At 38.9% G+C, this 13,387-nt stretch carries 12 protein-coding genes; 10 read left to right on the top strand and 2 right to left on the bottom strand.

Annotation, left to right across the window (positions count from 1 at the left end):
• Positions 1–12 precede the first annotated feature (12 nt).
• Positions 13–840: an ammonia-dependent NAD(+) synthetase gene (gene nadE, locus I2F89_RS08585; protein WP_071867837.1), complete on the top strand. Its 828-nt coding sequence runs from the start codon at positions 13–15 to the stop codon at positions 838–840.
• A 268-nt stretch (positions 841–1,108) separates the two neighbouring features.
• Here the strand turns inward: nadE and I2F89_RS08580 are convergent, their stop codons facing one another.
• A complete protein-coding gene (locus tag I2F89_RS08580) occupies positions 1,109–1,447 on the bottom strand; it encodes a RidA family protein (RefSeq protein WP_195514203.1) in 339 nt (112 codons plus the stop codon).
• Between the two features lie 288 nt (positions 1,448–1,735).
• A complete protein-coding gene (locus I2F89_RS08575; RefSeq protein WP_019723205.1) occupies positions 1,736–2,626 on the bottom strand; it encodes an ArsR/SmtB family transcription factor in 891 nt (296 codons plus the stop codon).
• 203 nt (positions 2,627–2,829) lie between these two features.
• On the opposite strand from I2F89_RS08575, the gene I2F89_RS08570 reads away from it, so the two are divergent.
• The 9 genes from I2F89_RS08570 to I2F89_RS08530 all read left to right on the top strand — a co-directional run bounded on the left by I2F89_RS08570 (position 2,830) and on the right by I2F89_RS08530 (position 13,328).
• Positions 2,830–4,335 carry an alpha-N-arabinofuranosidase gene (locus I2F89_RS08570; RefSeq protein WP_195514202.1) on the top strand — a complete coding sequence of 502 codons (1,506 nt, stop codon included), beginning with the start codon at positions 2,830–2,832 and terminating at the stop codon, positions 4,333–4,335.
• Between the two features lie 13 nt (positions 4,336–4,348).
• On the top strand, positions 4,349–5,620 hold the full coding sequence (locus I2F89_RS08565) for an ABC transporter substrate-binding protein (RefSeq protein WP_108145432.1): 1,272 nt from the start codon (positions 4,349–4,351) through the stop codon (positions 5,618–5,620).
• Between the two features lie 213 nt (positions 5,621–5,833).
• Complete coding sequence (locus I2F89_RS08560) at positions 5,834–6,730, top strand: carbohydrate ABC transporter permease (RefSeq protein ID WP_010736673.1); 897 nt, start codon at positions 5,834–5,836, stop codon at positions 6,728–6,730.
• Positions 6,731–6,744: 14 nt separating this feature from the next.
• Entirely contained in the window at positions 6,745–7,608 is an 864-nt protein-coding gene (locus I2F89_RS08555; protein WP_010736672.1) for a carbohydrate ABC transporter permease, read from the top strand.
• 4 nt (positions 7,609–7,612) lie between these two features.
• Positions 7,613–8,188 (top strand): DUF624 domain-containing protein, encoded by a 576-nt coding sequence (locus I2F89_RS08550; RefSeq protein WP_074799390.1) that lies wholly within the window; start codon positions 7,613–7,615, stop codon positions 8,186–8,188.
• Positions 8,185–9,717, top strand: a complete 1,533-nt coding sequence (locus tag I2F89_RS08545) for an alpha-N-arabinofuranosidase (protein WP_195514201.1) — start codon at positions 8,185–8,187, stop codon at positions 9,715–9,717. The genes I2F89_RS08550 and I2F89_RS08545 overlap by 4 nt, the downstream gene beginning before the upstream one ends.
• Positions 9,714–10,679, top strand: a complete 966-nt coding sequence (locus tag I2F89_RS08540) for a family 43 glycosylhydrolase (RefSeq protein ID WP_071867842.1) — start codon at positions 9,714–9,716, stop codon at positions 10,677–10,679. The genes I2F89_RS08545 and I2F89_RS08540 overlap by 4 nt, the downstream gene beginning before the upstream one ends.
• A gap of 265 nt (positions 10,680–10,944) precedes the next feature.
• Entirely contained in the window at positions 10,945–12,801 is a 1,857-nt protein-coding gene (locus I2F89_RS08535) for an LTA synthase family protein (protein WP_195514200.1), read from the top strand.
• A gap of 95 nt (positions 12,802–12,896) precedes the next feature.
• Entirely contained in the window at positions 12,897–13,328 is a 432-nt protein-coding gene (locus I2F89_RS08530) for a hypothetical protein (RefSeq protein WP_108144519.1), read from the top strand.
• Positions 13,329–13,387 lie beyond the last annotated feature (59 nt).

Raw genomic sequence — 13,387 nt, 5'->3', positions numbered from 1 at the left:
GAGGAATGGAAGATGAATCATTTACAACAAGCAATCATCGAAGAATTAGGCGTGAAATCAGTCATCGATCCTCAAAATGAAATTCGTGTGAGTATCGATTTCATGAAAGAATATTTGAAAAAGAATCCCTTCTTAAAAACCTTGGTTTTAGGTATCAGTGGAGGACAAGATTCTACTTTAGCTGGACGCTTAGCTCAATTAGCAATGGAAGAAATGCGGGAAGAAACGAAAGATGACAGTTACCAGTTCATCGGTGTACGTTTGCCTTATGGAGAACAGGCAGATGAAGAAGATGCTAAAGCTGCGTTAGATTTTATCCAACCAGACGTCCAATTACGTGTAAATATCAAACCTGCAGTAGATGCGCAAACGCAAGCGTTGATTGAAGCAGGTGTAGAAATCAGTGATTTCAATAAAGGAAATATTAAAGCGCGTCAACGAATGATCACGCAATATGCGGTTGCAGGACAACGCGCAGGGGCTGTGATCGGTACCGACCACGCAGCTGAAAATATTACTGGCTTCTTTACGAAATATGGTGACGGTGGGGCAGATATTTTGCCATTGTTCCGCTTGAATAAACGCCAAGGAAAAGCATTGTTGAAGGCTTTAGACGCGCCAGAACATCTCTATACCAAAGTGCCAACAGCTGACCTTGAAGAAGGCAAGCCGATGATTGCTGATGAAGTCGCATTAGGTGTCACATATGATGAAATCGACGACTATTTGGAAGGAAAAGAAATTCCTGCAGATGCACAGCAAAAAATCGAGCAATGGTGGAATAAAACACAGCATAAACGTCATTTGCCAATTTCGATCTTTGATGATTTTTGGAAATAAATGAAGTGAAAAAATAATCAAATAAACCGTGAATCCTTTGTTGATCAAGGGATTCACGGTTTGTTTTTGTTTGTATTCGTTTTTTGCTCTCCAGTGTATTTTCAAGATGGAAATTTTTATTGCTTTGCTTCATTCTCATAGAAAAGAAGGCTTAAAAAACAAGTTGTCCACATTAGAAGAGTCAGTATTGAAAGAAACAAAATAGGATTGGCTATCCTTGATTGGCACTCTTCGGCAGTTTGAAACAAATCAATGTTCCTTAAAAAAATCATTTGATAGCGACAATAGCATCTATTTCTACTTTGAATCTTGGATCAATCAATCCGGCTACTATTACTACTGTCATTGCCGGTTTATTTTCTCCATACATTTTTATAAGTGTCGTCCTAAGCGATCCTAAAAAGGAAGCATCAGTTAAATACACGTTCATTTTAACAATATTTTGGGTACTTGCTTTGTTATCCATAATGATGGAATTTATTTTTTCAACAACGATTTGTATTTGCTCATCGATACCATCGGGAATGTAATCCCTTTTTTGAGGTGTCTGTCCGGAAATAAATAATAAAGGTGAATCTGTCATAATACTATTTGAATAGATAGCCATAAAATTACTCCTTTTCATTGATATTATTACTCAGTGCTGAACGCTTCTTTCACAACCCAGATAAACAGTGTTCGAAAGCCAGCTCCTTCAATAGTAAGTCAAAACTTGAAAAAATATGAGGGGCTATTTTCTCAAGTTCTGCCTTACTACTTGGAGCTAAACGGCTTTCTCACAACCTAGATAAACGGTGTTCAAAAAGCTGACCTTCAACATTAAGCTGAAAAATATGGAAAGCTATTTTCTGATTTTCCAGCTTACTGCTCAGGTCAAGACGCTTTTTTCACAACCTTAACTATAATACACCTTCATCTTGATATCTTGATCGTAGTTGCCGAAGCCTTTGCCGAATAGGGTGCAGCCACCGACGTTTTTGGCGTCTTCTTTGACTTCGATGCGGAAGGTCCAGACGTCTTCGTTTCTTGGGATGTCATTGATCGTGATTTCAGATAATGGTTCGCCGTTGATATTGGTCAAATGTTTAGTGATACGGATTGTTTTCAATAGTCCGTATTGATTTAGATTATCTGGGTACCAGTCTGGGGTATGTTTTCCACGAATGTCTGCGAAATCTCCTGGGCTTGTCCAGTTACCTAATTCCACGCCGTTTAGGCTGAAAGTGATATCCGATGGCCAATTGTCGTTCGAAAAGGGAAACTCGGAAGACAGCTCAACGGACAATTCCAACATTTCCAAAGTATCTTCTTCGTTTAGGAAGTTTGGTGTTTGATATTCAACAAATCCGCTTGTAAACCACAGAATCCGTGCATCCATTCGTCGTGGATCGGCAAAGTAACGTGGTTCATCGACTTTGCCGATAAAATCATGGATCGTTGCCAGACCGCATGTCGGCTCGATTGAATAGCGGGTATAATGACCGATAGGGATCGATGTTTCTTTCGTATCAAAGGCATTGAAGATTTTTTCTGGAAACGTGATGTTGATTTTATCGACACGTAAGCTGGAAATTTTTTTTTGACCTATTTTTTCAGATTTGATGATATTTGCTTCTTCAAGTTTTTTTACATGCATTGTTGTAATCGCACTACTGATACCGAGTGCTTGGGCAAGCTCTTTGATATTCATTTTGTTTTTTGAAAGTAACTGGATGATTTTTATCCTTGTTTTACTAGCTAAAGCTTCATAAACAGGTAATGATTCTTCATTGATTTGGAGTTGCATGATTTTTCACCTCTTATTTAGGTTTTTGTTTAACTATATATTAACATAAATATTAATTTATAGGTTAATATCATAAAACTAATATTTATAATTAATATTTATGTTAATTATAATGTAAAAATATTTTTATATTTAATAATATTATTATTGACAACGCTTTCAAAGAAAGATATGATTCATGTATAAATTAAAGGAGGGGAATCATGGAAGCTGTAATGTCAGTTAGTCGTGTGCAAAAGATAGGGGAAATCGATCGTCGTTTGTATGGCTCGTTTATTGAACATATGGGACGTGCAGTGTATGGAGGGATCTATCAACCGGATCATCCGACTGCAAATGATAAGGGATTTCGCCAAGACGTCATGGAGCTGGTCAAAGAATTATCGGTACCATTGATCCGGTATCCAGGTGGGAATTTTGTTTCTGGGTTCAATTGGGAAGATAGCGTGGGTCCTATAGCGGAGCGGCCGAAAAGATTAGACCTTGCTTGGCGATCTTTAGAAACAAATCAAGTGGGTGTGCATGAATTTGCTGCGTGGTGTCAAGAAGTGGGCGCTGAGATCAATATGGCGGTCAATCTTGGAACACGTGGCTTAGATGCTGCAAGAAATCTAGTAGAATATTGCAATTATCCTAGTGGTACTTATTGGAGTGAGCAAAGAATAGCAAATGGACAAACCGAACCTTTTGCGATCAAGACGTGGTGTTTAGGCAATGAAATGGATGGTCCTTGGCAAATCGGTCATAAGACAGCAGCGGAGTATGGACGGCTGGCAGAAGAAACAGCGAAAGCAATGAAACTTGTCGATGAATCGATCGAAGTCGTTTTATGTGGTAGCTCGAATAGTCAAATGCCGACATTCGGTGAGTGGGAATTGACTGTATTGGATCAAGCCTATGAACAAATCGATTATCTTTCATTGCATCAGTATTATGGCAATCAAACAAATGATTTGAAAAATTATTTAGCTCGTTCAGTCGATATGGATCAGTTCATCTCTGGTGTTGTTGCGATGTGTGATGCAATCAAGGCGAAAAAACACAGCAAGAAACAAATCAATCTATCTTTTGATGAATGGAATATTTGGTATCATTCGACAGAACATGATCAAACAGTCAAGCCATGGCAAGTTGCCCCACCTTTATTAGAAGATCACTATAATTTTGAGGATGCTTTAGTATTGGGCTGTTTATTGATCACTTTGTTAAAACATTCTGATCGAGTAAAGATTGCTTGTTTGGCGCAGCTAGTCAACGTGATTGCGCCGATCATGACAGAAGAAGACGGTGAAGCATGGCGTCAAACAATCTATTATCCATTTATGCAAGTCGCGACTTTAGGACAAGGTATTGCTTTACGACCTGAAATCACTGTCGATACGTATGCAACGAGTGAATTTGATACAGTCCCATATTTAGAAAGTATCGCAGTACTCAATGAAGAAAAAAATGAGTTGGTGATCTTTGCAGTGAATCGTGGAGAAGAAGAGATGAGTTTAGATCTACAATTTTCTGACTTAAAGATTGAGGAAGTCATCGAGTTTTCAGAGATGTCTGGCTATGAAATCAAAGCGGTCAATCAAGCAGGAAATGAGCAAATCAAACCTGTGTCTTCAAAAGCCTACGAACATAAAGAAAATCAGTTGAATTGCAAATTGAAACCGTTATCTTGGAATGTGATCCGTACAAGATTGACCCCGAACAAATAAGGAGGAGATAGAGATGCGAGGAAAAAAATTGATTATTGGTTCATTGTTGTTGGCTGCGACTGGAATATTAGGTGCTTGTGGCGGTGGGGCTTCTTCCCAAAGTAAAAATGACGGAGAAGTCACACTCTCTTTTTGGAATGGGTTTACAGCTTCTGACGGGGAAATCTTACAAGAAATCGTCAATGATTTTAATAAGAATAATGACAAAAACATCACGATTGAGATGGATGTGATGACATGGGCTAATTTGAATGAAAAATTACCAACGGCTATTTCTTCAAAAAAAGCGCCAGATTTTGTTGCACTGAACTACGCTGATTTTGCTCAATATGTGGAGAATGGGGCTGTACAGCCTGTAGATGATTTCTGGGAATATGACGGTGTGGATAAAGGAGATTTCAAAGATACTGCGGTAGATCTAGGAATGGTGGATGATCAGCAATACTTTATTCCGATGCAAGTACAAGGGATGTATATGTATTGGAACAAAGAATTATTCAAACAAGCTGGCTTGGATGAAACAACACCACCAACTACTTGGACAGAATTAACAGAGATGGCTCCGCAACTGACCGATAGTAGTAAAAATGTCTCAGGTTTTGTCTTCAATAAAGACGGTACTGCACCACTTTATAACTGGATGAAGGCAAATGGAGGAAAACTTGTCAGCGATGACTATACAAAATCTGAGTTCGCTTCACCAGAAAATCTTGAAACATTAACAGCCATCCAAAAAATGATCCATGTCGATAAAGCAGGACCAGAATCGATTTCAGGAGCAGAAATGGATAACTTGATGAACGCTGGACAATTATCGATCATCATCAACGGACCGTGGTTGAATAACGGCTTGAAAGCAAACGAAATCGATTATGGTGTAACGACATTACCGCAAGCAAGTGCGGACGGTGAAAAAACAGCGATTTTAGATGGTGTTGGTTATGCCATCCCAGCAAGTACAGATAGTGACAAAAAAGAGGCAATCTATGAATTCCTAAAATACTGGAACACAAGTGAAATCGGTAAAAAATGGAGTATTGAAAATGGCTTCCCTGCCTATTTATCATCTGTCGCAGAAGATGAAGAAGTGAAGAATGATCCTATCGTATCGGAACTATCCAAACAAATGGAATATGCTGAACCTTATCTACCAGGATTCACGAAGATCGCAGCAATCAATAATGACATCATCAATCCATTGATCGAAAAATTGTTGGCTGGTGAAGATCCAGAGCAACTCATGAATGATGCAGATGATCAGATCAATGATCTACTAAAGGAATAATCGAGTAACAGTTCACAATGAAATCAAAACAACAAAGGAAACAGAAGTAATCTCGTAGAAGATAAGGCGAAAGTCTATAAATTTCAAAAACTTATTTATCGCTTTCGCTTTCCTTTTTCGAGAAAAACTTCTTTCCTTTCTTGGTCTGATTTTTTATCGCTTGAACTTTTCATCAAGGAATCCATCGAATAAGAAAGAGGGGAAATAGACGAAATGAAAGCATTCACCAGATACTGGAACCGACCGGATCGAGCGGCTTATTTGTTTTTAGTGCCATCCTTTTTGATTCTACTGTTATTCACAGTGGTGCCACTGATTGGTACATTTGCGATCAGTTTTACTGATTTGAACATCTTTTTTACTTCAAGAGAGTTCGTAGGCATGGATAACTTTTTGCGGATCTTTGGGGATGAACGTGCGGTCAATTCACTTTTCCATACGTTGTATTTTACCTTACTTGAAACACCAACACAGATTATCGTTGGTTTATTAGCTGCGGTGATCTTGTCAAAGAATACTCGTTTCAATCGCTTTTGTCGCTCAACTTTTTATATCCCTGTTATTTGTTCCTTAACATCCATTGCAATCATCTTTTCAATGTTGCTTGACCCAAACGTTGGGGCTATCCCTTACCTTTTCTCACAAGTAGGTTTGCCGATTCCACAATTTTTCCGCGATCCAACGTTAGCAATGCCAACAGTTGCGCTGATGACGGTTTGGAAAAATTTCGGTGTCACGATGACGATCCTGATCACTGCTATTCAAGGAATCTCCCCTTCGCTTTACGAATCAGCGCAAATGGATGGAGCAACCAATCGTCAACAATTCTTTAATATCACGTTACCGCAGATCGTCCCATCTCTTGGTTTTTGTATCTTGACCAATCTGATTGGTTCCATGCAAGTGTTTGACCAAGTATATGTGGCAACGAACGGTGGCCCACAATTCAAAACGGAAACAGCTGTCCAATACATTTATAGTCGCGGCTTCACCGCTCCATATGAGTTAGGCTATGCTTCCGCATTATCTTCAGTATTGTTTGTTATCGTAGCTGTGCTGGCAATTTCGACTAACTTGTATATGTCAAGAAAAGAAAAACAAATGAAATAGGGGGGAGTAATAATATGCTTTCGGAAAGTTATACAGCAGTTTCAACGAATCGTCGGAAAAAGTTTGATGGAAAGAAATGGTTGCGTGTCGTCGGAATGTTACTCGTATTATTGATTATCGCTTTTCCTTTTCTATGGTTGATCATTTCCTCGTTCAAATATGAAAAAGACATTATTTCTTTTCCCCCGAGAATTTTTGCAGATGAATATACCTTTGAGAATTATATCAAGGTTTGGACGACTATTCCGTTGTTAGATTACATCAAAAACACAGTAATCTTTGCAGGTGGGACAGTGATCACTTCTGTTTTCTTTGATTCTCTTGCAGGATATGCTTTTGCTCGGATGCGCTTCAAAGGGAAATCTGTGTTGTTTTACTTTGTTTTGTTAACGATGATGATCCCATTTCAAGTCTTCATGATCCCACTGTTCATCCAAGCAAACTTTTTAGGTATGTTAGATACGTATGCCGGATTGATCATTCCTCGGATGACCACTGCTTTTGGGATATTTATGATGCGGTCGTTTTTTGTGACTTTACCAGATTCATTGGAAGAAGCTGCACGTATTGACGGGTTAGGTGAGTTCAAGATTTTCTTGAAGATCATGTTGCCTTTGAGTAAGCCAACACTTCTATCACTAGCAATCTTTACGTTGATGAACAGTTGGAATGATTTATTGTATCCTTTGATTTTGACAACAAGTTCGAAAATGCGGACGTTACCTGCAGGATTAGCTTTATTCACCGGACAAAATATTTCATTTTATGGACCGGTGATGGCAGGAACAGTTATTTCGATGTTGCCATTGTTGATCATTTATATTTTTGCTCAAAAATACTTTGTACAAGGAACTGCAATGTCTGGCATGAAAGAGTGAGAAAATGAAATTAGTCGAAACAAAATGGTATGGTCAATTGATCCAAATTTCCGATCATATCTTATTAGGTATTTTATGGGTCGTCGTTTCTTTGCCTTTAGTCACAGTAGTACCAGCCACAACAGGGGTCTTTACAGCATTGAATAAATGGAAGAATGGCGAATCAGGGCATGTTTGCTATTCCTTTTTGCAAGGCTTTAAGCGTAAGTTTTTTCTTCAATTAGTGATGAGTTGCGTGACCATTATCAGTTATTTTGCGATGAATCTTATTTTGCAAGAATCTGCTATTTGGTTAGTGATTTGTGGGTATGTAACAATGTTGGTTTTTACGATGTTTTTACTTTCTTGGTGTAGCTCTCTTGCCCAAAATGACGTGCTTTCCGGAAAGGAACTTTTTCAAGAAAGTACGTGGTGGGTGTTGACCAACTTTTTGAAGAATCTTGTATGTTGTGGCATATTATTAGTTTTTCTTGTGCTTGTGTTTATGTTTCCGCCGATTATTTTTGTATTAGCAGGTGGGGTTTGGTGGTTGATCAATCATTTAGTGGGAAACAATAATAGGAAAGGAGTGTGGCAATGAAAAAAGTTGAACTAAAGGTACGTCAAGGATTTTCTAAAGGAGCAATCAGTCCACGACTCTTCGGTTCTTTTGTTGAACATATGGGAAGTGTCGTGTATAACGGAATATTTGAACCAGGACATCCGACCGCGGATAAGAATGGCTTTCGACAGGACGTACTTTCTTATGTAAAAGAACTGTCTTTAGGGGTGATCCGTTATCCTGGAGGGAATTTTACCTCAGGGTATGACTGGCAAGATACGATTGGTCCAGTCACCGAGCGTCAAAAAAAAATCGATCTTGCATGGCAAGGAATCGAACCAAATACATTCGGGCTACATGAATTTTTCAAATGGTTAGATATGGTAGAAGCGGAGCCAATCATGACGGTAAATCTAGGCACAAAAGGAATCGATGATGCGCGTAATCTAGTAGAGTATTGTAATTTTCCTCAAGGAACCTCTTGGAGTGAGTTACGCAAACAAAACGGACAAGAGCAACCTTTTAACGTGAAACTTTGGTGCTTAGGAAATGAGTTAGACGGTCCCTGGCAAATTGGCGCAAAAAGTGCCTATGAGTATGGTCGCTTAGCCAATGAATCTGCCAAAGCGATGAAATTAGTCGATGAATCGATCGAAACGATTTTAGTCGGTAGTTCGACGCCACGCTTAGCGTCTTATCCTGAATGGGACCGAATCGCTTTAGAAGAAGCATATGAAAACGTAGATTATATTGCTTTGCATAATTACATCGATAAATATGACGAAGAAGATTTGACTAAACCTCCAAAAAATGAGCGAGCAGATACCAAAACTTACTTAGCTAAAGCGGAACGGTTTGATCGACAAATCGAAGAAATCATTGCGACGTGTGACTATGTGAAAGGCTATCTACGCAGTGACAAGACGATGTACTTAGCTTTTGATGAATGGAATGTTCATAGCCAACCAGAACAAACCTATCAAAAATTCCAAGAGGGGTCACCAATCGATTGGTGCCAGTTCACTATGGAAGATACATTACTGTTCGGCACATTGGGTCTTGCGATTTTACGGCATGCAGATCGTGTCAAAATTGCTTGCCAATCGCTTTTAGTCAATACCATCCCGCTTATCCTAACAGAGAAAAATGGGATCGCATGGGTAAATCCGACCTATTATGTGATGCAACATCTGGCAAAATATGCGAAAGGCACTGTATTAGATCAACAAACGTTTTGTCCCACTTATGACTGTGATACTGGAAAAGAAGTGCCGATCATTGATAGCGTCGTTGTCGAAAATGAGCAAGAAATCGTACTGTTTCTAGTGAATCGCACAGAAGAGAAAGTGTCCATTACGACAACGCATGATTTTGAGCTGGAGACTAAAGCAGTCCAACTAGTCGTAAAAAGTGATCATTTACTTGATAAAAATACGAAAGACGCACCGAATACGATCCAGCCGATAGAACAAGTAATCGATGTAAATGAAAAGAACACGATCCATATGGTGCTTGAAGCATATTCTTGGAATGTCATCAGACTAAAAAAATGTGAGGAACCTTTATGAAAAAAACAACTTATGCTAATCCAATCGTCCTTGAACGAGCCGATCCTTGGATCTACAAACATACGGACGGCTACTATTATTTTACGGGTTCTCTACCTGGTTATCAGTCCATCGAATTAAGACGTGCGAAAACGATCGATGGCTTGAAGCATGCAGAAACGTTACTGGTTTGGCATGCACCTAAAACTGGACCCATGAGTCAGTTGATCTGGGCACCAGAAATCCATTATATCCAAGGAAAGTGGTATATCTATTTTGCAGCCAGTGATCATGCAGAGATTCGTGATCGTGATCATCACCATCGGATGTTCGTTCTTGAAAACACGTCAATTGATCCAATGAATACTGAGTGGGAAGAAAAAGGGCAAATCAACACGGCTACAGATACGTTTAGTTTAGACGGCACGACTTTTACACATCAAGGAAAGTTGTATTATGTTTGGGCGCAATTAGACCCACGCATTCCGGGGAACTCCAATCTCTATTTATCAGAAATGGCAAATCCTTGGACACTGACCGGGAAACAACTATTATTAGCCATCCCAGAATTTCCTTGGGAAAAGCAAGGATTTGCAGTCAATGAAGGACCAGCCGTACTGGTTCGTAATGGGAAAATATTCATCACTTACTCAGGGAGTGCCACTGATGAAAATTATGCGATGGGTTTGCTGTGGGCAGAAGAGTCAGCGGATCTACTTGATGGTTATTCTTGGCATAAGAACCCTGAACCTGTCTTTGTCTCTTCGGAGAAAAATAAGCAGTTTGGACCGGGACATAACTCCTTTACTCGCTCAGAAGATGGCAAAGAAGATGTATTAGTTTACCATGCACGACCAGAAAAAAATGAAGGAATCGATCCTCTGAACAATCCCAATCGTCATGCCAACGCACAAGTATTTTCGTGGGACACAGAGGGGTTCCCAGTTTTTGGTGAACCAGTTGCGTATTCGGCTGATATTTGAGCATCATTTCAATCAAAGTGACATAAAGCCCTTCAAGAAATAAGCGGTAATAGCCACAATTTGTTGTTCAAAATTGTGGCTATTACCGCTTATTCTTTGCGAGCTGGAGAGACTAAGACACAGTTTCATTCCTTTTGTTTTCTATTTATTTTTTTATAAAATTGGCCGTTCAGACTACTTGTTTTTTGAACTTTACTTTCATTTGTGAAGCGACTAGAATAAAATAGGCGTTAAAGTAGTTTAGAAAAAGTGAAGGAGCGCTCTCTTGAACAAACATTTAGATAAGCTTTCAACCAAACAACAAAAAATTTTACGAATCACTACTCTGGGGGTAGTAACAGTCTTAGTGATACTTATAAGCAATTTGTATTTACAATGGTGCCAGAATAATCTTTCGGTTGATTTAGCCTTGAAATTTGCTTTTTCATGGCACACAGAAAAATTTTTACTTGCTTGTTTCGTATTACTTACTGTCTTCTTATTTATGGTCGCTTTCGCGGGTTCTTACTTATTTGGTCTGCTTTTTTATCTCGTAAGTATCGGTATATTAGGTTTTGCGAATTACTTAAAAATGAGCTATCGACAAGAACCAATCTATCCAGATGACTTAAAGATGATCACAGAGTTCAATTTACTCAAAGACATGACCGGAACACCGATTTTTATTGGGTTGATGCTAATAGCGGCACTTGCCTTTGGGGGAGTAGTCTGGGCAATTGTCCGTAGTTTCAAAAAAGATCGAACATTCCAAATCTATCGTATCTTGACTTTAGTGATGACCGTTGCAATGATGGGTTATTTCAGTAACTTCAATAATCCCAATAATTTGTTGCGTAAAGCTTATAATCAAACGGCTTTGTGGATTCCTTATAGTCAAAAAATGAATTATTATAATACAGGATTCATTGGTGGCTTTTTGTACAATCTAAAAGTTGAACCGATGGAACGACCAGAAGGTTATTCAAAAGAAAAAATCAGTGAAATCACTGAAAAATATCAAGCAATCGCAGACGAAAAAAATCAAACGGCAAGTGATGAGCAGCCAAATATCATTTATGTGATGAGTGAAAGCTTTTCTGATCCAAGTCATCTAAACGGTGTCACGGTGACCGGTGATCCCTTAGCTGACTATCGTGAAGTGGCAAATCAAACCTATAGTGGCCGAATGCTTTCGCAAAATTATGGTGGTGGAACAGCAAATATTGAATTTGAAGCCTTAACGGGTCTATCCATGGCACTATTCAATGGTCAAATGACCACACCATATACGATGCTCGTTCCCAAGCTGGATCAATTACCATCGCTTGTTTCCACGCTTAATGCACAAAACTATCGAACAACGGCGATCCATCCTTATAATACATCGATGTATAAACGTGAAGATGTCTATCAGACGCTAGGGTTTGATACGTTTATCAGCGAGGGAAATATGACTTACACCGATACTATTGATAATAATCCATATATTTCAGATGAGTCTGCCTATAAAGAAATTTTAGACTTATTAAAAGATGAGGAAACGCCTCAGTTTGTCCATCTGGTCACGATGCAGACCCATATGCCTTATGCAGGCAAGTATTCGCAATTAGATTTTTCGGCTACAACAGAAGATGATACTGGAACAGACACACTCAACAATTATTTGCAAGATATTGCTTATAGTAGTCAAGCATTGAAAGCATTCACTGAAGCGCTGAAAGATACTCCAAGAAGAACGCTAGTCGTTTTTTGGGGAGATCATTTACCGGGGATCTATTCGGACGAGATCAAAAATAAAAATGAGAAACAAGCCTTACATCAGACAGAGTTTCTCATGTTCGATACAGCAGGTGAGTTAGAGAAACGTGAAACCAGCGATGCAGTCACTAGCCCTTTTTATTTTGCAGCGAATCTTTTAGAACAAACGAATCAAAAGACCACTGGTTTTTATCAATTACTGCTTGAAATGGAGTCGGCTATTCCCGCGTTCGAACGAGAACTGTATTTTCAAAATGGCCAATGGGGAAAAGATGCTCAGTTGAATCAGGCACAAGAGGAAGTATACGAGGCGTATCGCTTGATCCAATATGATCTAGTTTCAGGAGAACAATATAGTTTAGATGCAGGATTTTATGAAAAATAAACGATAAAAATAACATTTTATTGATGTAATGACTTGTTTTCTACTAGAATAAACAGGTAAAATAGAGAAAGAAAAAGAAGAAAGTAGGAAAACCTATGTTACCGAATCTCGGTTATTACGTGCAGACAGTCGATAAAATCGTGAAAGAAACAGAAGCAATCGGCGAAACGATGCACCCAAAATATGAAAAAATCAGAGAAGCAATCGATCAAAAGAAAACAGCTGAACTAACGCAAGCCGAGCTTGTTGAGACGGTTGAGTTATTTGATCAAGGTACTGAAAAATATCGTAATATGCTAAAGAAAATCAGTACGTTGCGTCCACCAGCCAAAGTAATGGGTATCCATAAGAACTTTGAAAAAGCCTACAAAAATTATGTAGCTGGTTGTGAAGAAATGACTCAAAGCATCCAACCAGAAAAAGGCATCGATGCTGCACAATTTGATGCGTCAGAAGCAAAACAAGACCAAGCGACAGATGATATTTCCGCAGCGATCCAAAAAATGACGAACTTATTGATGAAATAATCAAAAAGCCGAGACGACTGAGAATAGGTTTCCTATTCTCGATCATCTCGGCTTTTCAT

This window comes from Enterococcus sp. 1001283B150225_161107_E12, from assembly GCF_015556925.1.
Taxonomy (GTDB): Bacteria; Bacillota; Bacilli; order Lactobacillales; family Enterococcaceae; genus Enterococcus_B; species Enterococcus_B mundtii.
Note: the sequence above shows the minus strand (reverse complement) of the source record. Positions and strands in the feature narration are given on the sequence as shown.